A 23,446-nucleotide genomic window follows, 5' to 3' on the forward strand; every position below is an offset into this window, starting at 1 on the left:
TAACACGCTAAGGCCTGATTGTGACGGCGGCGTGACAAAGTTCGCGCAGTGCAACATGAATTTCGCATGTGAAGGCGTAAACGCCAGCTTGCGCAAGGTCGCGCCGCATCTGCGACCAGCGTCGCGCTATTGAGCCGTTTTACCGAAAACAGGGCTCATCCGGCCCGAAAGCGCGGCGAGGGCTGTCGGAGGCCCCTTGTTACAGAGGGCATCCCGGCGCCGCCGGCTGCTTGCACCGCTACGCGTCAGTGGCGTGGCTTCAGATTCTCAGTAGGCAGTGTCACAGGTCGCTCCCACGCCCTGCCCGCCTATCACCGACTGGCTCAGATCGACACCGGCAGCTTGAAATACGTCCCCAGGCCATCCAGGAACATCTGCACCGAAATGGCCACCAGCAGCATGCCCATCAGGCGCTCGATCGCGGTCAGTGCGCGATGACCGAGCAGTTTGTACAACAGCGGGGCCGAAGCCAGGATCGACGAGGCACCGATCCAGGCAATCATCAGCGCCAGGCTCCAATCCCACAGCCGGGTGGGTTCGTTGCTGCCCATCAGCATCACCGCCGCCATGCCGGACGGGCCGGCCACCAGCGGGATCGCCAGCGGCACGATGAAGGGCTCGCCGTCGGGGATCTCGCCCATCAGGCCTTCCGGACGCGGGAAGATCATGCGGATGCCGATCAGGAACAGCACGATGCCGCCGGCGATCGCCACCGACTCCTGGCGCAGGTGCATCAGCTCCAGCGCGTACTTGCCGCCCCACAGAAACGCCATCAGCACGCACAGGGCGATCAGCAACTCGCGCGCGAGCACGAAGCGCTGCCGCTTCGGTGGCAGCGGCTTGAGCACGCTGAGAAACACCGGGATGTTGCCCAGCGGGTCGAGGATCAGGAACAGCAGCAGGGCTGCCGACAGAATGGTCATGCGGAAGGGCTCCAGATCGCACCGCGGTGCGAAGCACCTGCCATGGACAACAAGGTGATGCAGGCGGACGCATAGCGCGCGGGGTCCACCGCGTCGCTGTCTTCCTGATGGGTGAAGGCGCGCGCGCGCAAGGCGGTGCGCATCGGGCCGGGCTGCAGTCCGCTGATGCGGACCGGGCCGGCGGCGGTTTCGTGATGCAGGCTGGCGAGCAGGCCACGCTGCGCATGCTGGGCAGCGCCGTAGGCGCCCCAGTAGGCCTGACCAACGCGTGCAGGGTCGTCGACGACGAAGACCACCGCCGCATCGGCTTGCTGCCGCAACAGCGGCAGGCAGGCCTGGGTCAACCAGGCGCGCGCGGTGAGGTTGACATGCAGGTTGCGTGCGAAGTCGGCAGGCGCCGCAAGTTCGGCCGGGGTCAGGCCCGTGAAGTCGGCAGCGCAGTGCAGCAGGCCGTGCAGGCCACCGAGTTCGGACTGCAGCCGTTGCGCCAGCGCAGCGTAGTCGTCCGGCGTGGCACCGGCCAGATCCAGCGGATACAGCAACGGCTCCGGACCGAGCTTGGCAACCGCGTCATAGACGCGCTCCAGCGGGCGCAGCTTGCGACCGAGCAGCACCACGGTCGCGCCGGCAGATGCGCATGCCTGCGCCGCAGCGCTACCGAGACCGCCGGCTGCGCCGGTGATCAGCACCACGCGCCCGGCAAGCGCCGGCGCATCGAGCTGGGCCTGCGCCAGGCTCACGGCTGGTAGGCCTCGCTGACAATGCGCTTGAGCTCGCCGGCTTCGAACAGTTCCAGCGTGATGTCGCAACCGCCGATCAGCTCGCCGTGGATGAACAATTGCGGGAAGGTCGGCCAGTTGGAATAGCGCGGCAGATTGGCGCGCACTTCGGGCTCTTCGAGCACGTTGACCGTGCGCAGCTGGTCGGCGCCGGCGGCGACCAGGGCCTGCACGGCGCGACTGGAAAAACCGCACATCGGAAATTGCGGGGTGCCTTTCATGAACAGCACGATCGGGTGTTGTTCGACTTCGGCCTGGATCCGTTCCATCACCGGCATTGGACTCTCCTGACTGGGAGCGGCAGGCCCGACCGCCGGGTCGGATAGACTTCCGCAAAGGCGCGCATTGTAAGCCCTCGGCGCGACCTGTCGCCGCACTCCCTTCGCTGCCCTTGCCATCATGCCGATCGAACACCTTGCCCTGCCCTACTCCCGCGCCGCCCTGGAGCCGCATCTCTCCGCCGCCACCCTCGATGCGCACCACGGCATCTGTCATCGCAGCGAGGTCGATCGGCTCAATGCACGCATCGAAGGCAGCGAGTTCGCCGAGCTGACGCTGGAAGACATCATCGCGCGGGCGCAAGGCACGCTGTTCCATCTGGCCGCGCAGGTGTGGAACCACAACTTCTATTGGCAGTGCCTGCGGCCCCGCGGCGGCGGCGAGCCGCTGGGTCGGCTGGCCGACCGCATTGCCGAATCGTTCGGCGACTTCGTGCACTTCAGGCAGGAATTCAACCGCGTCGCCCTGGGCACCTTCGGCTCGGGCTGGGTGTGGCTGGTGCAGCGGCCGGATGGCACGTTGGCGATCGTCGCCACGCCCAATGCCTCCACGCCGCTCACCGGGCCGGACACGCCGCTGCTCGCCTGCGACCTCTGGGAGCATGCGTACTACCTGGATTACCGGCAGGATCGCGCGCAGTACCTGGACGCGTTCTGGAAGCTGATCAACTGGGACTTCGTGGCCAGCCGACTGGGCTAGTCGCTTGCGCCGTGGCAACCGGTCGACGATTGGGTGATGGGTTGCAGCGGCGCAGCCGGCGGCATCGCGCACGGCGGTCCAGCTCCGCCACGACCCGGCACATGCGCCAGGTCGCAGCGGCGCCAACGCTCATTCTGCGAGTGACGCTTCGCTCAAGCGCGCAAGCACCGGACCGACCTGTGCCTCACGCTGCAGCACGGTGCCAGCTTGGCTCAATGCATGCGCAAGCGCCTGCGGGGTCTCGGCGCGCAGCGTCGCGTGGCCGACCTTGCGGCCCTCGCGCGATTGCTTGCCGTAGTCGTGCCAGTGCCCGCCGGGCACCGCCAGGAATGCGGCAGCATCGGGCATCGCGCCCAGCCAGTTGAGCATGCAGGCATGCCCGCGCATCGCGGTGCTGCCGAGCGGCAAACCGAGCACCGCACGCACGTGATTTTCGAATTGCGAGGTCTCGGCGCCTTCGATGGTCCAGTGCCCGGAGTTGTGCACGCGCGGCGCCATCTCGTTGGCGAGCAACTGGCCATCGCGCACGAACAGCTCGAGCGCGAAGACGCCCACGTAGTCCACGCGCTCGGCGATCGCGCGCGCATGCGCCTCTGCCACCGCCTGCAACCCGGCATCCACACGCGCCGGCGCAAGACTGGCCGAGAGCACACCGTCCACATGCCAGTTCTCTGTCAGCGGCCAGGCACGGAACTCGCCATCGCGCCCACGCACGGCCACCACGCTGACCTCGCGCTCGAACGGTACGAAGGCTTCCACGATCAGGCCCACCCTTGCGGCCTGCGCACCGAGCGCGTCCCACGCGGCATCGGCATCGGCCAGCGTCTTGATGCGGAACTGGCCCTTGCCGTCGTAACCGAAGCGGCGCGTCTTGAGCACGCACGGCGTGCCGATACGGGCCAATGCGGCGTCGAGTCCCGCACGGTCGTCGATGGCGGCGAACGCGGGCACCGGAATGCCGAGCTCGCGGAACAGGGTCTTTTCGCTGAGCCGGTCCTGCGCCACCGCCAACGCGGCAGCACTGGGAAACACTGGCAGCTGCGCGGCCAATTGCTGCGCGCTGGCGGCCGGCACGTTTTCGAAATCGAAGGTGATCACATCCACCTGCGCAGCAAATGCGGCAAGCGCGGCAGCATCGTCGAAAGCGCCCACCTGCAGCGGCGCGACCTGTCCGGCGCAGGCATCGGCCGCCGGGTCGAATACCGCAAACCGCAAGCCCAGTGGCGCGCCGGCCAGTACCAGCATGCGCGCCAGCTGGCCGCCGCCCAGAATACCGACCGTGGTCATTGGCGCGGGTCGTCGCTGGCCATGACATCGTCGGTCTGCCTGGCGCGGAACTGCGCCAGCGCCTGACCGATCTGCGCCTGCTCCGGCGCCAGCATCGCAGCGGCGAACAAGGCCGCATTGGCCGCGCCGGCGTTGCCGATCGCAAACGTCGCCACCGGAATTCCGGCCGGCATCTGCACGATCGACAGCAGCGAATCCATGCCGTTGAGCGCCTTGGACTGCACCGGCACACCGAGCACCGGTACCGCCGTCTTGGCCGCCAGCATGCCCGGCAGATGCGCCGCGCCACCGGCGCCGGCAATGATCGCGCGCAGGCCGCGTTCACCCGCCTGCTCTGCGTAGCTGAACAACACATCCGGCGTGCGGTGCGCCGAGACCACCTTGACTTCGTACGGCACGCCCAGCGCGTCGAGCTTCTGAGCCGCATGTTGCATGGTTTCCCAGTCGGAACGGGAACCCATCACGATGCCGACCAGCGGCGCGGAGTGGTTGGAGGTCATGGCCCTGCCCTGCGGTAAAGACGTATTCTAGCCAATCTCCACGCAAGACAAGACTTCGATGGATCGCAAACTGCTCGACCTGCTGTGCTCGCCCGACACCCGCCAGCCGCTCTCGCTGCTCGACGGCAAGGGCCTGGAGGCACTCAATACCGCCATCGCCGGCGGAACCCTGCAGCGTGCAGACGGCACGGCGCAGACACAGCCGCTGCGCGAGGCGCTGATCACGCGCGACCGCAAGCAGGTCTTCCGCGTCGACGACGGCATTCCGGTGCTGCTGGCCGAAGAAGCGATCGGCACGGCGCAGATCGCCGACTTCCCCGAGAAGTGACGTCTTCCGTGGGTACGACCGTGCCGGAGGCGCCGCCGGCCGCGCTGGTGGATGCCGATGTGGCGCGCGCGCTGGCCGAGGACATCGGCAGCGGCGATGTGACTGCGGCGCTGTTGCCCGATCAGGCCGACAGCGCGTACCTGCTGTGCAAGCAGGATGCGGTGATCGCCGGGCGGCCCTGGTTCGACGCCACGCACCGCGCGCTCGATCCGCAGGTGCGCATCGACTGGCAGGTGCACGAGGGCCAGCACGTTGCTGCCGGCACGGTGCTGGCGCTGCTGCAGGGCCGTAGCCGCAGTCTGGTCAGTGCCGAGCGCACCTCGCTCAACTTCCTGCAGACGCTGTCGGCTGCCGCGACCACCACCGCTGCCTACGTCGCTGCCGTGGCCGGCACCGGCACGCGCATCCTGGATACGCGCAAGACGCTGCCGGGCCTGCGCGCCGCGCAGAAATACGCGGTGCGCTGCGGCGGCGGCGACAACCACCGCATCGGCCTGTTCGACACGGTGATGCTCAAGGAAAACCATCTCCGCGCCGCCGGCTCGCTGAGCGCCGCCGTGCATGCCGCACGTGCGCAGCAACCGCAGCTGCCGCTGGTGGTGGAGGTGGAAACGCTGGAGCAGCTGCGCGAGGCCTTGCAGGTCGGGTGTACACGCATCCTGATCGACGATTTCGACCCGGCACTGCGTCGCGAAGCGGTGCGCATCGTTGCCGCCCTGCCGCGCGAACAACGCATTCCGCTGGAAGTCTCCGGCAGCGTGGATCTGGCCGGCATCGCCGCCATTGCGGCCGATGGTGTGGATTGCATCTCCATCGGCGGGCTCACCAAGCATGTGCATGCCGTCGATCTGTCGCTCAAGCTCGGCCCGCCGCCGCACTGATTTCACGCGTGCCCGCAGCCGGCTCTGTCAGCCTGCTGCGATCGTTCTATGCAGGATCTGCGATGACTGTAAAACCTTGGCCGTGGCTGTGCCTGGTGTTGGCCGCGTGGGGCGGCACCGCCGCCGCCGCAGAAGTCTGCGACATGCCGCCACGCTTCGGCACCAGCCCCGCGGCAATCGCGATCGTGCGCGGTGCCTGCAACGAGCATCGTCTGTGGCAGCACCCGTTTATCGATGCCAAGGGTCGCCTGGCCAACCTGGGCGTCACCGAAGCCGAATCGGGCTATCTCGCCGACCATGGCGTAATCGCCTGGCAACGCGTGGCAGGCTACTGGCGCGACAGCGGCACGCTCGCATCGATGGGCGGCCGCCCGGGCGCGTCGAGTTGCGCGGCACTGGATGGCACGCGCTATACCGCCAGCGATTGCCGTGCGTTCCTGGTCGACAACCCGTGGTCGGCGGCCTTCATCTCCTGGGTGATGACACAAGCCGGCCTGAGCGGTTTCCAGCGCTCTGCACGCCATCTGGATTACATCCGCAACGCCTACAACGATGGCGCCAGCGGGCCTTACCAGTTCACCGACCCGGCAGCGGAGAAGCCCGCTCCCGGCGATCTGCTGTGCCTGTTGCGCGGGCGCAGTGTCGCGCTTGGCTACGCCGGCCTCAGGGCCGGACTTGGCGGCAGCGCGCCGATGCCGTGGCAATCGCATTGCGATGTGGTGGTGGCCGCCAATGTCGGTGGCGATCGCACCCTGTACCTGATCGGCGGCAATGTGTTCAACACGGTGATGATGCGCAAGATGCCGCTGGACCGCGCCGGTCGCGTGGTACTGCCGACACCGCAGTCCGACGGCAGCCAGGACCAGAGCGAGGACGGCCTGGGCATCGCCAGCGAGTGCACGCCGGCACACGAGGAACTGTGCGATTTCAATCGTCGCGACTGGGCGGCCTTGTTGAAGCTGCGCCCGGATGCGGCGATGACCGCGCCCCCGCCGGTCGAGCCATTGCCTTCGCCAACCACCTTGCCCGCAACGATGCCGCCGGGTTTTCCACGCGTCGTGCCACCGCGTCCGGAAACACAGCCCGCGCCGACACAGCAGCCCGGGTAAGCAAGGCTCGAAGCCGCTCTCGCGTCGGGAGAGGGGTGAGGGTACGGAAGCGGAGCCCTGGCCAAGGTTCGACCACACTAGGCTTCGCCCGTCCCCTCATCTGCCCCTGTGGGGCACCTTCTCCCGCAGGAGAAGGAATCAAGCCCCTCTCCCATCGGGACAGGGTTGGGTGAGGGTACGAAAGCGGAGCCCTGGCGAAGGTTCAACCACACGAGGCTTCGCTCGCACCCTCATCCGCCCCTGCGGGGCACCTTCTCCCGCAGGAGATGGATCACGTCACCCGCCCTCGCCGAACAGCCAACAAAAAAGCGGGCCGAAGCCCGCTTTTTCGTGACGCATCAAACAGTGGCGATTACTCGGCCGACGGCGGAACGCCCTCGCCTTCTTCCACTGCCTTGATCGACAGACGGATACGGCCCTGCTTGTCCACTTCCAGCACCTTGACGCGGACCAGATCGCCTTCCTTCAGCTTGTCGCCGACCTTCTCCACGCGCTCGCTGGAGATCTGCGAGACGTGCACCAGGCCGTCCTTGCCCGGCAGGATGGTGACGAACGCACCGAAGTCCATGATCTTGGCGACCTTGCCTTCGTAAATGCGGCCCGGCTCCACGTCCGAGGTGATCTGCTCGATGCGCGACTTCGCAGCCTGCGCAGCGATGGCATTGACCGATGCGATGATGATCGTGCCGTCGTCCTGGATGTCGATCTGCGTACCGGTTTCCTTGGTGATGGCCTGGATGGTCGAGCCACCCTTGCCGATCACTTCGCGGATCTTGTCCGGGTGGATCTTGATGGTCAGCAGGCGCGGGGCGTAATCGCTCAATTCCTGACGCGGAGTGGTCAGGGCATGCGCCATCTCGCCGAGGATGTGCAGACGGCCGGCCTTGGCCTGCTGCAATGCCTGCTTCATGATCTCTTCGGTGATGCCTTCGATCTTGATGTCCATCTGCAGCGCGGACACGCCTTCGGCAGTACCGGCCACCTTGAAGTCCATGTCGCCGAGGTGATCTTCGTCACCCAGGATGTCCGACAGCACGACGAAGTCGCTGCCTTCCTTGACCAGACCCATCGCGATACCCGCGACCGGCGCCTTGATCGGCACGCCGGCATCCATCAGCGCCAGCGAGCTGCCGCAGACCGAGGCCATCGAGGACGAACCGTTGGACTCGGTGATTTCCGAGACCACGCGGATGGTGTACGGGAATTCTTCCAGGCTCGGCATCACCGCCAGCACGCCGCGCTTGGCCAGACGGCCGTGGCCGATCTCGCGACGCTTCGGCGCACCGAAACGACCGCACTCGCCCACCGAATACGGAGGGAAGTTGTAATGGAACAGGAAGTTTTCCTTGTACTCGCCCGAGACGGCGTCGATGACCTGACCGTCGCGTGCGGTGCCGAGCGTGGTGATCACGATCGCCTGGGTCTCGCCGCGGGTGAACAGCGCCGAGCCATGGGTACGCGGCAGCACGCCAGCCTTGGCGCTGATCGGACGCACGGTATCCAGTGCACGGCCGTCGATGCGCACCTTGGTGCTCAGCACCGAGCCACGCATGGTCTGGTATTCCAGCTCGCCAAATTCCTTGGACAGATCACCGGCAGCCCAGCCTTCGACGGTGGCGCGCGGTGCCAGCGCACCCAGCACGTCCTTCTTGATCGCCGAAATCGCATCGCGGCGCTGCAGCTTGTCGCGCACCTGGAATGCCGAGGCGAGCTGATCGCCCACCGCTTCCTTCAGCGCGGCGATCATGCCGTCATTCTTGGCCGGAGCCACCCAGTCGGACGGCTTGGTGCCGGCTTCGACGGTCAGCTCGTTGATGATGTTGATGACCTTCTGCATCTCGCGATGGCCGAACGTCACCGCGCCCAGCATCACTTCTTCCGACAGCAGCTCGGCTTCGGACTCGACCATCAGCACCGCGTTGGCGGTACCGGCCACGACCAGCTCCAGCTGCGAATCCTTCAGCTCGGTCACGGTCGGGTTGAGGATGTATTCGCCATTCTTGTAGCCGACCTTCGCCGCAGCGATCGGGCCGTTGAACGGGGTGCCGGCCAGCGACAGCGCGGCCGATGCGCCGATCAGCGCGGCGATATCGCCGTCGATGTCCGGGTTCATCGACATCACGGTGGCGATGATCTGCACTTCGTTCTTGTAGTCCTCCGGGAACAGCGGACGGATCGGGCGATCGATCAGGCGCGAGATCAACGTTTCCTTCTCGGTCGCACGTCCTTCGCGCTTGAAGAAGCCGCCCGGGATGCGGCCGCCGGCGTAGAACTTCTCCTGATAATCGACCGTCAGAGGAAAGAAGTCCTGCCCTTCGCGCGCGCTCTTGGCGGCGACGGCGGTGACCAGCAGTACGGTGTCGTCGAACTTGACGATGACGGCGCCGCCTGCCTGGCGAGCGATTTCGCCCGTCTCCAGGGTGACGGTGTGCTTGCCGTACTGGAAGGTTTTGGTGATTTTTGCCACGGAGGTTTTTTCCCTTAGGTGTTGCTGTCTTCGTTGGACCGTCGTCGACCCATGCCGAGAACGGGCGGCCGGGAGGCTCCGGCCCATGAACTGCATGCTGCAGATAACGTAATGCGAATGACCAAAACAAAGCCGCGGCGCATCGCTGCGCCGCGGCGGTGTGACTCGATTAGCGGCGCAGGCCGAGCTTCTCGATCAAGGACTTGTAACGCTCGTTGTCCTTCTTCTTCAGGTAGTCGAGCAGGCTGCGGCGGCGGTTGACCATCTGCAGCAGGCCACGACGGCTGTGGTGATCCTTCTTGTGGGTCTTGAAGTGGCCGGTCAGCAGCTCGATGCGCGCGGTCAGCAGGGCGACCTGCACTTCCGGCGAACCGGTGTCCTGGGCGCTGCGCTTGTTGTCTTCAATAACTTTCTGGGTGTCGACGGACATGATGTTTACTCGATAGATGCGTGGTCGACAGGAACGTGCATGACGCACCGCCGGACTCGCCGTTTGCTTGGGATGTGCGCGCTTGGCGCTGAGGTGCCCCGATCAGGGCCGCAAAATTGTAACGTCGTGCGGGCCGGGGAACAAGTTGACTAAACCTTAACAAGCCACTGCGTCGTTCAGTCCGTTGAACAATCGCTGCGGTGACAAACGCCCCTCGGCGTCCACCAGGCCTAGCCCGGAGGGGATTCCGTCGGGTCCGAACACCGCCACCTGGCCGGTCGGAAACGCCGCATCGCGCAGGCGCTGGCCCATGCGAAAACGTGCCGCGTGCGGCGCATCGAGCACGATCCGCGCAAAATCGGCCAGTCCGGCCTCGATCGGCAGCAACAGCTCCTGTGCATCGGTACCCGTATCCAGGGCAGCCGACAGCGCCTCCAGCGTGATCATCTGCGGCGCGCGAAATGGCTCGACCCAGAGCCGGCGCAGCGAGGCGATATGCGCACCGCAGCCGAGCACCTCGCCCAGATCGCGCGCCAGGCTGCGGATGTAGGTGCCCGAGCCGCAGGTCACGCGCAGTTGCAGCCGCGGCGCGGCGTAGCCGATCACCTCGATCGCCTGTACCTCGACCTCGCGTACCGGCGCCTCGATCGCCTCGCCACGGCGCGCCTTGGCGTACAGCGGCTCGCCGCCCTGCTTGAGCGCGGAATAGATCGGCGCCTGCTGGCGGATGCGCCCGATGAAGGGTGCCAGCGCTGCACGCAGCGCGTCTTCGCCCAGTGCGGGCACGGCACGCTCGCGCAGGACCTGACCATCGGCATCGTCGGTATCGGTGGTGACACCCAGCACCACCTCGGCGTCGTAGGCCTTGGCCGAACCGAGCAGCAGGCCGGCAATCTTGGTCGCCTCGCCCAGACACAGCGGCAGCAGGCCGGTGGCCAGCGGGTCCAGGCTGCCGGTGTGGCCGCCCTTTTCGGCCCGCAGCAAGCGGCGTGCGGACTGCAATGCCGTGTTGGAGCTGACTCCAGCCGGCTTGTCGAGCAACAGGATGCCGTGCAACGGGCGATAGACGATGCGGGGTTTCAAGAGATCAGTGCTCGAATCGGGCACCGTGCGCGCCCGTTGAAATCAGGGCCGCTGGTCAACAGGCGGCCGGTCGGCAGCGCTCAGCGCTGCTCGGCGTCCTCGTCGCTGGACGCGGCCTCGGGGCCGACATCGTCCAGGTCACGCAGCAGGTTGTCGATGCGCTCGCCGCGATCGACCGAATCGTCGTAATGGAAATGCAGCTCGGGCACATGCCGAAGCTTCATCGCGCGTGCCAGCTGCGTGCGCAGCTGACCGGCGATTTCCTTGAGCCCCTTGACCGCTTCGGCCGAGCGCTCCTGCTGCAGCGCGGTGACGAACACCTTGGCATGCGCCAGGTCGCGGCTGATTTCGACGTCGGACACACTGACCGACGGCAGGCCGTGGTCGCGCACGGCCGCGTGCACGATGGTGCCGAGGTCGCGGCGCACCTGTGCCGACACGCGGTCGGTGCGATGGAATGATTTGGTTGGCATGGTCGTGGACCTGGTTGATTCGGAGGGCCAGTTGGCACCGAAGCCAAAAACGGACGCGGGCGGCCATGCCGCCCTCGCCTTGCAAAACTTGCGTGACGCCATGCGCCAGCGCGGTAAATCGGGGCCCGCAGGCCCCGAGTTCCGTTACAGCGTGCGGGCAACCTCGATACGCTCGAAGCACTCGATCTGATCGCCGGCCTTGACGTCGTTGTAGGCCTTCACGCCGATACCGCACTCGGTACCGTTGCGCACTTCCTCGACGTTTTCCTTGAAGCGGCGCAACGATTCCAGCTCGCCCTCGAACACCACGACGCTGTCGCGGAGCACGCGGATCGGCTTGCTGCGCTTCACCACGCCTTCGATGATCATGCAGCCTGCAACCGCACCGAACTTGGAGCTGCGGAACACGTCGCGGACCTGCGCGATACCGATGATCTCTTCGCGGATTTCAACGCCGAGCAGACCGGACGCCACCTGCTTCACCTGGTCGATCACGTCATAGATGATCGAGAAATAACGCAGATCGATACCGTTGGATTCGACGATCTTGCGGGCCGAGGCATCGGCACGCACGTTGAAGCCGATGATCGTGGCCTTGGAAGCGGCCGCCGAATTCGCATCCGATTCGGTGATGCCGCCCACGCCGGAGTGGATCACGTTGATGCGGATGTCATCGTTGGACAACGCCACCAGCGACTGCTTGAGCGCTTCCACCGAACCCTGCACGTCGGCCTTGATCACCAGGTTCAGCACCTGCTGGCCTTCGCCCTTGCCCATCTGGGCCAGGATGTCTTCCATGCGGTTGCTGGCCGAGGCGACCAGGCGCGACTCGCGGCGCTTGGTTTCGCGCTGCTGCGCCACGTCCTTGGCCAGACGCTCGTCGTCGACGACCACGAAGTCGTCGCCGGCTTCCGGCACGCCGGACAGGCCGAGCACCTGCACCGGAATCGATGGACCCGCCGAGGCCGGCTGGTGGCCGGTCTCGTCGAACAGCGCACGCACGCGGCCGTACTGGATGCCGCACACCAGGTAATCGCCACGCTTCAGCGCGCCCTGCTGCACCAGCACCGTTGCGACCGGGCCACGGCCCTTGTCCAGCGACGATTCGATGACGGTACCGCTGGCGCGGCCTTCGGCCACTGCCTTGAGTTCCAGCACTTCGGCCTGCAGCGAAATCGCATCCAGCAGCGTGTCCACACCGGTACCGAGCTTGGCCGACACCTCGATGAACTGGGTATCGCCACCGAACTCTTCGGCCACCACGTTTTCGGCCAGCAATTCGTTCTTGACCCGCAGCGGATCGGCGCCGGTCTTGTCGATCTTGTTGACCGCCACGATCAACGGAACGCCCGCCGCCTTGGCATGTGCCACCGCTTCCTTGGTCTGCGGCATCACGCCGTCATCGGCCGCGACCACCAGCACCACGATGTCGGTGATCTTGGCGCCACGGGCACGCATCGAGGTAAACGCGGCATGGCCGGGCGTATCCAGGAAGCTGATGACGCCACGGCCGGTTTCGACGTGGTACGCACCGATGTGCTGGGTGATGCCACCGGCTTCGCCCGAGGCGATCTTGGTGCGACGGATGTAGTCCAGCAGCGAGGTCTTGCCGTGATCAACGTGACCCATGATGGTCACCACCGGCGGACGCGAAGTGGTCTCGCCCTGCGCATCCTCGGCATGCGCCAGCAGCGCATCCTCGAAGTCGGCATTGTCGGCACGCACGGCCTTGTGCCCGAGTTCTTCGGTCACCAGCGCGGCGGTGTCGTGGTCGATGCTCTGGGTGATGGTCGCCATGACGCCCATCTTGAACAGCGCCTTGACCACGTCGCCGCCCTTGAGCGCGAGCTTCTGCGCCAGGTCGGCCACGGTGATGGTGTCGCCGATCGCCACTTCGCGCACCACCGGTGCGGTCGGACGCTCGAACCCGTGCGGGCCGCTATTGCCCTGGTTGCCGCCCCGGCCGCTGTCGTTGCCACGCCGCGAGGACGACGAACCCGGACGACCGGTCGGCTTGCCGCGCACATTGGAACGGCGCGCACGATCGGCCGCGGACAGATGCAGCTGCCCGGCGAAACGCTTGGTCGCATCGTCGTCTTCGACACCAGCCACCATGACGTGCGAACCGCGCGTCTTGTGCTTGGCGGCGTTGTTGCGGTCGTCCGGACGTGCCGGCGTGGCCGGACGCGAGGCAGGCGAGGCGCCAGCCGGGCGGGCCGGACGCGGTGCCGACGACGGCGAAGACGGTGCACGCGCGACAGGCGCCGACGGCGTCGGCGCAGCAGCAACCGGGGCCGGCGCACTGGCAGCCGCAGCGGCTTCCTCGGCAGCCTTGCGCTCCGCTTCTGCACGGTCCTTGGCGGCCTGCTCTTCTTCACGCTTGCGCTGAATTGCTTCATCGCGCAGACGATCGCTTTCGGCCAGCGCCTGCTGCTCGTCGAGATTGCGCTGACGCGACGCGGCGAGCTTGGCCAGGATGTCGGCGCGCTCCTCGTCCGGCGTCATCGGCGCGGGACGGCCGCCGCCTTCGTTTTCGGACTTCACGTAGGTGCGCTTCTGCCGCACTTCCACGTTGACCGTGGTCTTGGTGCGGCCGGCGCTGACCGTGACTTCCTGCAGCTTGCGCCGGTTGAGCGTGATCTTCTTGGCTGCTTCGCTTGCCGCTTCGGCGGGCGTGTCGGCCTTGCCATGCGTACGACGCAGGAAGCCAAGCAGTTTCATCTTCTCGGTGCTGGTCACGACCTGGTCGGGACCGCTGAACTTCATTCCGGCCTCGGCCAGTTGAACCAGCAGTTTATCGACCGGCGTATTGACCAGTTCGGCAAGCTTGCGGATGGTGGTTTGCTGCGACATTCGGATCCTATGATCTGGTTGGCGCCCCCTCGCCCAGAGCAAGGGAAACGCTGATTCTAAGCCCTGATGGGGTCAGGGCGCGGTTCATTGCCGGCTCATTCGCCGCGCTCCAAACGGGCGATCTCCTCGGCGCGGGCCGCCAGGATCAGCGCCGCGGCGCGCTCCTGGGTCAAACCCTCGATGCCGAAGTCGACGATCTCGTCCGCTGCCAGGTCGGACAAGTCCTCGCTGGTGCGCACGCCGTGCTCGGCCAGAGCAAAGGCCGTTTCCTCGTCCATCCCCTCCAGCGCCAGCAGGTCCTCGGTGGGCTGAGTTCCTTCCAGGCCTTCTTCTTCTGCCAGTGCGGCGTTGAGCAACGCATCGCGGGCACGGGCGCGCAACTCTTCGACGATGTCTTCGTCGAAGCCTTCCACCGCCAGCAACTCGCCGACCGGCACGTAGGCGATTTCCTCGACCGTATTGAAGCCCTCGGTCACCAGGATCGCTGCGATTTCCTCGTCCACTTCCAGGCGATCCATGAACAACTGGCGCGCGGAGGTCTGTTCGGCCTCGGACTTGGCGGCCACCTGGTCGGCGGTCATCACGTTGAGCTGCCAACCGGTCAGGCGGCTGGCCAGACGCACGTTCTGGCCGCCCTTGCCGATCGCCTGCGCCAGGCGGTCTTCCGCCACGGCCAGATCCATCGAGTGCTTGTCTTCATCGACGATGATCGACTGCACTTCGGCCGGCGCCATCGCATTGATGACGAAGTTGGCCGGGTTCTCGTTCCACAGCACGATGTCCACGCGCTCGCCATTGAGCTCGTTGGACACTGCCTGCACGCGCGAACCACGCATGCCGATGCACGCGCCGATCGGATCGGTGCGGGTGTCGTGCGCGATCACTGCGATCTTGGCGCGGTCGCCCGGATCGCGGGCGCAGGCCTTGATCTCGACCAGGCCCTGGCCCACTTCCGGCACTTCGAGCTTGAACAGCTCGATCATGAATTCCGGCGCGGCGCGGCTGATGAACAGCTGCGGGCCGCGCGGCTCGGAACGCACTTCGGCCAGATAGCCGCGCACGCGGTCACCCGGGCGCAGCACGTCGCGCGGAATGCCCTTGTCCTTGGGAATGAAGGCTTCGGCATTGCCACCCAGATCGACAAAGATATTGCCGCGCTCGGCGCGCTTGACCACACCGGTGATCAACTCGCCGACGCGGTCCTTCCAGGCATCGACCACCTGCTGACGCTCGGCTTCGCGCACACGCTGCACGATCACCTGCTTGGCAGCCTGCGCAGCGATGCGGCCGAAGTCCGGGTTTTCGATCTGTTCTTCGATATAGTCGCCCACATCGACGCCATCAGCCTCGTCGACGGCATCCATCAGGCGCACCTGGCGATCCGGCGATTCCATCACGACATCGTCGGCAACCACTTCCCAACGACGATAGGTTTCGTAGTTACCGTCCTTGTGGTCGATGGTCACGCGCGTCAGCACGTCCTGGTCGGGATAGCGCTTCTTCGCTGCGGACGCCAGCGCGGCCTCGATCGCATCGAAGATCACTTCGCGCGGCACGCCCTTTTCGTTGGCCACCGCATCCACTACCAGCAAAAGTTCCTTGCTCATTTCGTCACTCCGCGCGCGGCTTGCCAGCCGCCGACTCGTTGGATGGTTTCTTCTTCTCGTGCCCGGGTTTTTTCGGGCCGGGCTTGTTCGGTTTTTGCGGGGCCAGGCCCAGAGCGACCCAATCCGGCACAATGCGCGCCTTGTCGATGTTGTCGAAGCCGATCTGCACGTCCTTGCCGTCGACGGCGAACACCACCGCGTCCGCCTCGGACGCGATCCGCACGATCTGGCCCTGGAAGCGGCGCCGGCCATCCTGCGCCAGCTTCAACACGATCTTGGCGGACTCGCCGGCATGACGGCCGAACTGCTCCAGCGTGAACAACGGACGGTCCACACCCGGCGAGGACACCTCGAGCGTGTAGTTGCCGGTGATGGGATCTTCGACGTCGAGCTGGGCCGATACTTCGCGGCTCACGCGCTCGCAGTCATCGACGTTGATCACGCGCTCGGGCTGTTCGGCCAGCGGCACATCGATGTACAGGCGCAGCGTGGCGCCACCTGGAGCGGGAAGATATTCCACACCCAGCAGTTCCAAGCCCAGGGACTCAACCGTTGGACTCAGCAGATTCGCGATTTCGGTCGCTTTTTCGCTCACAGACTGCCCTGATCAGATGATTGCCAGTAGAACCCCGGCAACCGGCAGCAAACTTTCCGGTTCCGGAAAAAACAAGGGGCCCGATGGGCCCCTTGCGTGAAAAAAGCCCGACCTCTCAGGGTCGGCGCAAAGACGGGAACATGCGTCTTTGCGATCCAAGAAGCTGAAGTACTGCCCTAAGGCATTGCATTAAAGCAGTACTTCAAAACTTGGTAGCGGGGGCAGGATTTGAACCTGCGACCTTCGGGTTATGAGCCCGACGAGCTGCCAGACTGCTCCACCCCGCAGCAGAAGCGGAATTATGAAGAACTTGAGCGGCAATTGCAAGCCCTAGTTTTTCATCGTTTGAAAACCCTGGCGGTCTTCAACGTCGCGGCAAATGATAACCGCATTGCAACAAAAGCGAAACACCAATCACGACTTTATTTTCTGACACCGATCAAGCGGCGCGCGCAGCGGGCGCGCCCCGAGTGTTCGCAGGGGCGCCCGACTCAGGCAAGGCCGGCGAATGCGCGTTGGCACCACACCATGATCGGACTCCAGGCCAGGCCAAGTGCGAGCAGTGCGAGCGCGTTGACGCCCAGCACGGTGCCGAGCACACGATCGTTGTTGGCAGGCAACGGCTCGCCCACCGGCTCGTCGAAGTACATGACCTTGATGACGCGCAGATAGTAGAAGGCGCCGATCACCGCGCAGAGCACACCGACCAGGGCCAGCCACAGCATGTCGCCATTGACCGCAGCGCCCAGCACCGCCAGCTTGGTCCAGAAACCCAGGAATGGCGGAATGCCTGCGAGCGAGGCCATGATGCACAGCACCAGGCCGGCCATCCACGGATTGCGCGCGTTGAGCCCCTTGAAGTCGTCGATGTTCTCGGCTTCGAAGCCATTGCGCGACAACGCGATGATCGCGCCGAACGCAGCGGTCGACATGATGGTGTAGCTCACTGCGTAGAACATTGCCGCGGCATAGCCTTCCTCGCCGCCACCGGCCACGCCCATCAGCAGGAAGCCGATATGCGAGACGGTGGAATACGCGAGCATGCGCTTGAGATTGCTCTGCGCGATCGCCATCAGGTTGCCGATCACCAGCGACACTGCCGACAGGCCACCGATCAGTAGATGCCACTGCGGCGACAGCGGGCCCATGCCGACTTCCAGCAAGCGATACGCCATGCCGAAGGCGGCGAGCTTGGGCGCAGAGCTGATGAACAAGGCGATCGGCGCCGGTGCGCCCTGGTATACGTCGGGCAACCACATATGGAATGGCGCAGCACCCAGCTTGAACGCCACGCCGGCGATCATGAAGATGGTGCCGGTCAGCAGCAGGGTGCGCTCGTTGGATCCTTCGATCGCGTCATGGATGCCGCCCAGGCTGAGCGTGCCGGTGGCGCCGTAGACCAGCGACATGCCGTACAGCAGCAGGCCGGAGGCCAGTGAGCCGAGCACGAAATACTTCATCGCCGCTTCGGTGGCCAGGCCATTGTCGCGATTGGAAGCGACCAGCGCGTACGAGCACAGCGCGAGCAGTTCCAGGCCTAGGTACACCATCAGCAGGCTGCCGGCCGAGGTCAGCAACATCATGCCGGCGGTGGCGAACAGCACCAGCACCGGGATTTCGCCCTGATAGAGATTGCGTTCGCGCAGGTAGGTCCAGCCGTACACCAGGCTCAGACCGCTGACCAGCACGATCACCGTCTTCATCACGTCGGCCGCGGTGTCGCGCACGAACATGCCGTGGAAGATCTCACCCTGCCCGCCCGTGCCGGTCGCCAACAGCGCGAACACCACGGCAAGCACGGCCACGGAGAACAGGTGGGTCCAGACCTTGTTCCGCTGGCTCACGAACAGGTCGAGCATCAGCAGTGCAAAGGCGCCGCCGATCAGCACCAGCTCCGGAACAAGCGGAGCCAGGTCAGCGGTGGTCAACGGCGCGAGCGTTGGCGTGGTCATCATCAAATCCTGGAAATCAAAACGTACGGCAAGCTGTTACAGCTTGGTCGCGGCAATCTGGGTAGCCAGCTTGGCAATCGATGGTTCCATCAGATCGGTCAGCGGCTTCGGATACAGGCCCAGGGCCAGCACGCCAACGGCGAACACCCCCAGCACGAACGCCTCACGGCCATTGATGTCCTTCAGCTCGGCCACGTGGGCGTTGGCCACCTCGCCGAAGAACACGCGCTTGTAGAGCCACAGCGTGTAGGCGGCGGTGATCACCAGCGTGGTGGCCGCGGCGAAGGCAACCAGCGGATGCTTCTGGAAGCTGGCCAGGATCACCATGAACTCACCGACGAAGCCACTGGTCCCCGGCAGGCCGGCGTTGGCCATGAAGAACAGCATGGAGAACGTGGCAAACCAGGGCATCACGTTGACCACGCCGCCGTAATCGGCGATGCGGCGGGTATGCATGCGGTCGTACAGCACGCCGATGCAGGAGAACATCGCGCCGGACACGAAACCGTGCGAAATCATCTGCACCATCGCGCCCTGCAGGCCCAGACGGGCGGCATCGGTGCTGCCGTACTCACGCACCAGGGTGAACGCGATGAAGGTGCCAAGGGTGACAAAACCCATGTGCGCGATGGACGAATACGCCACCAGCTTCTTCATGTCGTCCTGCACCAGGGCCACCAGGCCGACGTAGACGACCGCGATCAGCGACAGCGCAATGACCAGCCAGGCGAACTCGTGGCTGGCATCGGGCACGATCGGCAGGTTGAAGCGCAGGAAGCCGTAGCCACCGATCTTCAACGCGATCGCAGCCAGGATCACCGAGCCGGCGGTCGGCGCCTCCACGTGCGCATCCGGCAGCCAGGTGTGCACCGGGAACATCGGCACCTTGACCGCGAACGCGATCAGGAAGGCGAAGAAGATCCAGGTCTGTTCCTTGGCGGTCAGCTGCAGCGCGTACAGGTCGGCCAGCTGGAAGCTGCCGCCCTTCAGGTACAGGTACACCAGGCCCACCAGCATCAGCACCGAGCCGAGGAAGGTGTACAGGAAGAACTTCATCGCCGCGTAGATACGCCGCGGACCGCCCCAGACGCCGATGATCAGGAACATCGGGATCAGCATGGCTTCGAAGAAGACATAGAACAGCATCGCGTCGGTGGCGGCGAAGATGCCGACCGTGACGCCTTCCAGGATCAGGAAGGCAGCGACGTACTGATTGACGCGCTTGTCGATCGAGCGCCAGGCGCCGATCAGGGCCAGCACCGTCACCAGCGTGGTCAGCACGATCAACGCGACCGCGATGCCGTCCACGCCCAGGTTGTAGCCGATGTTGTAGGCCGGGATCCAGGCATGCAGTTCGATGAACTGCATGGCGTCATTGGCCGTGTCGTAGCCCAGCAGCGGCAGACTCAGCACAAAGGTCGCCACTGCCACCGCCAAGGACGCCCAACGGGCAGTCTCGGCGTTGCGCAACGCGAGGATCAAGGCGCCACCGATAATCGGCAGCCAGATCAAGATAGACAGTAAAGGCCAGTTCGACACGTTTTCTTATTCCGTACAGGTCAACGCCAGAAATGCATCAGTACCGCCAACAAGGCGATCAAACCGATGATCATTGCGAAGGCGTAGTGATAGAGGAAACCGGATTGCGTGCGACGCAGCAGATTTGCAGCCAGGTCGATCAGTCGGGCAGAACCATTGACGACGACACCGTCGACCACATGGGTATCGATGGCACGTGACGCCTTGCCAAGGACCACGCCGCCACCGGCGAAGCCATTGATCCAGAGCTTGTCGAAACCGTACTTGTTTTCCAGCAGCCACACGACCGGCGCGAACGCCTTGCGCGATTTGGTCGCCAGTTCCGGCTTCCACAGGTAGAACAGTGCAGCGAGCAACAGGCCGGCAACGGTGAGGAAGAACGGCGCAGCCATCATGCCGTGCAACGCGAAGGCGACCGGGCCATGGAATTCTTCGGCCAGCGCGCCAACGGTATCGCGCGCCGGGTCGTAGAAATCGACGATGCCGGTGAAGAACGACACTGCCTGCCCCCTCATCGCATGTGCGGCGTGGTGGCCCTGCCAGTCGGTGCCGAACAGCATCGGGCCGATCGTGAAGAAGCCGATCGCCACCGACGGGATCGCCAGCAGGATCAACGGCAGCGTCACCACCCACTTCGACTCGTGCGGCTCGTGCGCGCCATGGTGGCCGTGGCCGTGGTCGTCGTGCCCGTGCGCTTCGGGTGCATGTGCGTCGTGCGCATGGCTGTCGTGCGCGTGGACCTGCGCCTCGGCATCGGCATGCGCACTGTCGTGGTGTCCATGGGCATCGTGCGCATGGGCATCGCGGAAGCGCTCCTTGCCGTGGAAGGTCAGGAACAGCAGACGGAAGCTGTAGAAGCTGGTCACCAGCACGCCGCCGAGCACCGCCCAGTAGCCATAGGTCGCGATCCAGCTATGCGACGCGTGGGCATGGTGGGCCGCCGCTTCGATGATGGTGTCCTTGGAATAGAAGCCGGAGAAGAACGGCGTACCAACCAAGGCCAGCGTACCGATCACACTGGTCCAGTAAGTCACCTTCATGTACTTGCGCAGGCCGCCCATCTTGCGCATGTCCTGCTCGTGGTGCATGCCGATGATGACCGAGCCGGCCGCCAGGAACAGCAGCGCCTTGAAGAAAGCATGCGTCATCAGGTGGAACACCGCCGCCGAATACGCCGACACGCCCAGCGCCACGGTCATGTAGCCGAGCTGGGACAGCGTCGAATACGCGACCACGCGCTTGATGTCGTTCTGCACGATGCCGATCAGGCCGGTGAAGAAGGCGGTGGTCGCACCGATGAACAGGATGAAGTTCAGTGCGGTTTCCGACAGTTCGAACAGCGGCGACATGCGCGCGACCATGAAGATGCCGGCCGTCACCATCGTCGCGGCATGGATCAGTGCCGAAATCGGCGTCGGTCCTTCCATCGAGTCCGGCAGCCACACGTGCAGCGGCACCTGCGCCGACTTGCCCATCGCACCGATGAACAGGCAGATGCAGATCAGCGTCATCACGCTCCATTCGTGGCCGGCGAACAGCTGCACCTTGGCACCGGCCATGGTGGTCGCGTTGGCGAACACGGTGGAATAGTCCAGCGAGCCGAACCACAGCAGCACGCCGGCGATGCCGAGAATGAAACCGAAATCGCCGACGCGATTGACCAGGAACGCCTTCATGTTGGCGAACACCGCAGTCGGGCGCTTGAACCAGAAACCGATCAGCAGGTACGACACCAGGCCCACCGCTTCCCAGCCGAAGAACAGCTGCAGGAAGTTGTTGCTCATCACCAGCGTGAGCATGGAGAAGGTGAACAACGAGATGTAGCTGAAGAAGCGCTGGTAACCCGGGTCTTCTTCCATGTAGCCGATGGTGTAGATGTGCACCAGCAGCGACACGAAGGTCACCACCACCATCATCATCGCAGTCAGGCGATCGACCATGAAGCCGACATGCGCCGAGTAGTTACCGACGTCGAAGAAGGTGTACAGGTTCTGGTTGAACGGGCTGGCGCCCTGCTCCACCAGTTGATACAGCGTCAGGCACGACAGCGCGCAGCTGATCGCCACGCCGAGGATGGTGACGTATTGCGCGCCCTTGCGCCCCACCTGGCGACCGAACAGGCCGGCGATGATGCTGCCGACCAGCGGTGCAAGCACCACTGCAATCAGCAGACTCTTGGAGAGAGTGATTTCCATCTACAGGTCAGCCCTTCAACGTATCGACTTCGGCCACATTGATCGTGCGGCGCGTGCGGAACAGAGTCACCAGGATCGCAAGGCCGATCGCGGCCTCCGCGGCGGCAACGGTCAGGATGAAGAACACGAACAACTGACCGGCGGGGTCGCCGAGCTCGCGCGAGAACGCGATGAAGTTGACGTTGACCGACAGCAGCATCAGCTCGATCGACATCAGCAACACGATGACGTTCTTGCGGTTGAGGAAGATGCCGGCCAGGGAGATGCAGAACAGCACCGCACCCAGTCCAAGCAGGTGGCCCAAGGTAATCAAGACTTCGCCTCCTGTCCGTCGGCCGCATCGAGCTTCGGCGCGACCTGTACCGGCTTTTCAACCGCCATTTTGACCATGCGCAGACGATCGCCCGCCTTCACTCGCGACTGCTCGCCGGCATTCTGGTGCTTGATGCCGGTGCGCTTGCGCAGGGTCAGCATCACCGCTGCCACCACGGCCACGGTCAGGATCACCGCGGCAAACTCGAACGGCAGCAGGAACTCGGTGTAGAGCGTCCTGGCCAGCCAGGTCAGGTTCGACACGTCGGCAGCCTGCGCAGCGGCATTGTCGGCCGGGAACGGCGCGGCACTGCGCGCCTTGACGCCGATCAGGGTGACCATCTGCGCCAGCATGGCGACCGCCACGATCACGCCGACCGGCATGTACTTGACCCAGCCTTCGCGCAGGCGGCTGGTATCGATGTCCAGCATCATCACCACGAACAGGAACAGCACCATCACCGCGCCGACGTAGACCAGCACCAGCGTCACGCCGAGGAACTCGGCACCGACCAGCAACCAGATGCATGCCATCGAGAAGAAGGTGAGGATCAGGCACAACACGGCATACACCGGGTTGCGCACGCTGATCACCGCACCGGCGGACACGACCGCGACGGCGGAGAAGGCGTAAAAAGCAATAGTGACCCAGTCCATCATGACCTCAACGGAAGGCGGCATCGGCAGCGCGACGTTCGGCGATCTCGGCTTCCAGCCGGTCTCCGATCGCCAGCAGCTGCGGCTTGTTGACAATGTTCTCGCCACGCTTCTCGAAGTGGTATTCGAGGATGTGCGTCTCGACGATCGAGTCCACCGGGCAGCTTTCCTCGCAGAAGCCGCAGAAGATGCACTTGAACAGGTCGATGTCGTAGCGCGTGGTGCGGCGCGTGCCGTCCTCGCGCTTGGCCGAGTCGATGGTGATCGCCAGCGCCGGGCACACCGCTTCGCACAGCTTGCAGGCGATGCAGCGCTCTTCGCCGTTGGGATAGCGACGCAATGCGTGCAGGCCACGGAAACGCGGCGACTGCGGGAACTTTTCCATCGGATACAGCACGGTGTACTTGGGCTTGAACGTGTATTTCAACGTCAGCCACAAGCCGCCTAGCAGTTCGAGCAGGAGCAGGCTCTTGAAGTAATGGGTGATCTTGTTCATCG

At 64.9% G+C, this 23,446-nt stretch carries 22 protein-coding genes and 1 tRNA gene; 4 read left to right on the forward strand and 19 right to left on the reverse strand.

All coding sequences use genetic code 11. The features are described from left to right. Positions 1-323: 323 nt before the first annotated feature. From C0541_RS07200 to grxD, 3 genes are read right to left on the reverse strand one after another with little or no spacing between them, the layout of a single operon-like run. Positions 324-923 (reverse strand): YhgN family NAAT transporter, encoded by a 600-nt coding sequence (locus C0541_RS07200; RefSeq protein WP_064508074.1) that lies wholly within the window; start codon positions 921-923, stop codon positions 324-326. Then, positions 920-1,663: an SDR family NAD(P)-dependent oxidoreductase gene (locus tag C0541_RS07205; protein WP_161959930.1), complete on the reverse strand. Its 744-nt coding sequence runs from the start codon at positions 1,661-1,663 to the stop codon at positions 920-922. Before C0541_RS07205 ends, C0541_RS07200 begins: the two co-directional genes overlap by 4 nt. Continuing rightward, positions 1,660-1,980 carry a Grx4 family monothiol glutaredoxin gene (grxD, locus tag C0541_RS07210; RefSeq protein ID WP_006450539.1) on the reverse strand — a complete coding sequence of 107 codons (321 nt, stop codon included), beginning with the start codon at positions 1,978-1,980 and terminating at the stop codon, positions 1,660-1,662. Before grxD ends, C0541_RS07205 begins: the two co-directional genes overlap by 4 nt. A 121-nt stretch (positions 1,981-2,101) precedes the next feature. Here grxD and C0541_RS07215 point away from each other — a divergent pair, with 121 nt between their 5' ends. Continuing rightward, positions 2,102-2,680 (forward strand): superoxide dismutase, encoded by a 579-nt coding sequence (locus tag C0541_RS07215; protein WP_115047018.1) that lies wholly within the window; start codon positions 2,102-2,104, stop codon positions 2,678-2,680. 129 nt (positions 2,681-2,809) lie between these two features. On the opposite strand, the gene C0541_RS07220 is transcribed toward C0541_RS07215, so the two are convergent. After that, the gene (locus C0541_RS07220; protein ID WP_115047020.1) at positions 2,810-3,967 is read right to left on the reverse strand and encodes a 5-(carboxyamino)imidazole ribonucleotide synthase; all 1,158 of its coding nucleotides are present in this window, start codon (positions 3,965-3,967) and stop codon (positions 2,810-2,812) included. Next, positions 3,964-4,467 carry a 5-(carboxyamino)imidazole ribonucleotide mutase gene (gene purE / locus C0541_RS07225; RefSeq protein ID WP_016901088.1) on the reverse strand — a complete coding sequence of 168 codons (504 nt, stop codon included), beginning with the start codon at positions 4,465-4,467 and terminating at the stop codon, positions 3,964-3,966. Before purE ends, C0541_RS07220 begins: the two co-directional genes overlap by 4 nt. Before the next feature lie 58 nt (positions 4,468-4,525). Between purE and C0541_RS07230 the strand changes: the two genes are divergently transcribed. From C0541_RS07230 to C0541_RS07240, 3 genes are all read left to right on the forward strand, one after another. Continuing rightward, on the forward strand, positions 4,526-4,795 hold the full coding sequence (locus tag C0541_RS07230) for a Trm112 family protein (protein WP_104648003.1): 270 nt from the start codon (positions 4,526-4,528) through the stop codon (positions 4,793-4,795). Next, positions 4,792-5,676, forward strand: coding sequence for a carboxylating nicotinate-nucleotide diphosphorylase (gene nadC / locus C0541_RS07235; protein ID WP_161959931.1), 885 nt, complete (start codon positions 4,792-4,794; stop codon positions 5,674-5,676). Before C0541_RS07230 ends, nadC begins: the two co-directional genes overlap by 4 nt. A 62-nt stretch (positions 5,677-5,738) precedes the next feature. Then, on the forward strand, positions 5,739-6,785 hold the full coding sequence (locus C0541_RS07240; protein ID WP_115047024.1) for a DUF2272 domain-containing protein: 1,047 nt from the start codon (positions 5,739-5,741) through the stop codon (positions 6,783-6,785). Positions 6,786-7,137: 352 nt separating this feature from the next. Here the strand turns inward: C0541_RS07240 and pnp are convergent, their stop codons facing one another. The 14 genes from pnp to nuoI form a co-directional block, all read right to left on the reverse strand. After that, on the reverse strand, positions 7,138-9,252 hold the full coding sequence (pnp, locus tag C0541_RS07245; protein WP_115047026.1) for a polyribonucleotide nucleotidyltransferase: 2,115 nt from the start codon (positions 9,250-9,252) through the stop codon (positions 7,138-7,140). Between the two features lie 169 nt (positions 9,253-9,421). Next, positions 9,422-9,682, reverse strand: a complete 261-nt coding sequence (gene rpsO, locus C0541_RS07250; RefSeq protein ID WP_003485583.1) for a 30S ribosomal protein S15 — start codon at positions 9,680-9,682, stop codon at positions 9,422-9,424. Between the two features lie 156 nt (positions 9,683-9,838). Further along, a complete protein-coding gene (gene truB, locus C0541_RS07255; protein ID WP_115047028.1) occupies positions 9,839-10,765 on the reverse strand; it encodes a tRNA pseudouridine(55) synthase TruB in 927 nt (308 codons plus the stop codon). An 80-nt stretch (positions 10,766-10,845) separates the two neighbouring features. Next, the gene (rbfA, locus tag C0541_RS07260) at positions 10,846-11,238 is read right to left on the reverse strand and encodes a 30S ribosome-binding factor RbfA (protein ID WP_024937968.1); all 393 of its coding nucleotides are present in this window, start codon (positions 11,236-11,238) and stop codon (positions 10,846-10,848) included. A gap of 144 nt (positions 11,239-11,382) precedes the next feature. Further along, entirely contained in the window at positions 11,383-14,091 is a 2,709-nt protein-coding gene (gene infB, locus C0541_RS07265; RefSeq protein WP_161959932.1) for a translation initiation factor IF-2, read from the reverse strand. 95 nt (positions 14,092-14,186) lie between these two features. After that, positions 14,187-15,698, reverse strand: coding sequence for a transcription termination factor NusA (nusA, locus tag C0541_RS07270; protein ID WP_016903006.1), 1,512 nt, complete (start codon positions 15,696-15,698; stop codon positions 14,187-14,189). Positions 15,699-15,702: 4 nt separating this feature from the next. Continuing rightward, entirely contained in the window at positions 15,703-16,293 is a 591-nt protein-coding gene (gene rimP, locus C0541_RS07275) for a ribosome maturation factor RimP (protein ID WP_115047032.1), read from the reverse strand. A 210-nt stretch (positions 16,294-16,503) separates the two neighbouring features. Then, positions 16,504-16,580, reverse strand: a tRNA-Met gene (locus tag C0541_RS07280). 204 nt (positions 16,581-16,784) lie between these two features. Beyond that, positions 16,785-18,245, reverse strand: coding sequence for an NADH-quinone oxidoreductase subunit NuoN (gene nuoN, locus C0541_RS07285; protein ID WP_115047375.1), 1,461 nt, complete (start codon positions 18,243-18,245; stop codon positions 16,785-16,787). Between the two features lie 36 nt (positions 18,246-18,281). Then, positions 18,282-19,784 carry an NADH-quinone oxidoreductase subunit M gene (locus tag C0541_RS07290; RefSeq protein ID WP_115047034.1) on the reverse strand — a complete coding sequence of 501 codons (1,503 nt, stop codon included), beginning with the start codon at positions 19,782-19,784 and terminating at the stop codon, positions 18,282-18,284. Between the two features lie 20 nt (positions 19,785-19,804). After that, complete coding sequence (gene nuoL / locus C0541_RS07295; RefSeq protein ID WP_115047036.1) at positions 19,805-21,979, reverse strand: NADH-quinone oxidoreductase subunit L; 2,175 nt, start codon at positions 21,977-21,979, stop codon at positions 19,805-19,807. A 7-nt stretch (positions 21,980-21,986) separates the two neighbouring features. Further along, a complete protein-coding gene (gene nuoK / locus C0541_RS07300; RefSeq protein ID WP_006450557.1) occupies positions 21,987-22,292 on the reverse strand; it encodes an NADH-quinone oxidoreductase subunit NuoK in 306 nt (101 codons plus the stop codon). After that, positions 22,289-22,951, reverse strand: a complete 663-nt coding sequence (locus C0541_RS07305) for an NADH-quinone oxidoreductase subunit J (protein WP_193725894.1) — start codon at positions 22,949-22,951, stop codon at positions 22,289-22,291. The genes nuoK and C0541_RS07305 overlap by 4 nt, the downstream gene beginning before the upstream one ends. Before the next feature lie 4 nt (positions 22,952-22,955). Next, complete coding sequence (nuoI, locus tag C0541_RS07310) at positions 22,956-23,444, reverse strand: NADH-quinone oxidoreductase subunit NuoI (RefSeq protein WP_014508211.1); 489 nt, start codon at positions 23,442-23,444, stop codon at positions 22,956-22,958. Between the last annotated feature and the right edge of the window lie 2 nt (positions 23,445-23,446).

It is taken from the genome of Xanthomonas arboricola (genome assembly GCF_003353015.1).
GTDB classification, from domain to species: Bacteria; Pseudomonadota; Gammaproteobacteria; order Xanthomonadales; family Xanthomonadaceae; genus Xanthomonas; species Xanthomonas arboricola_E.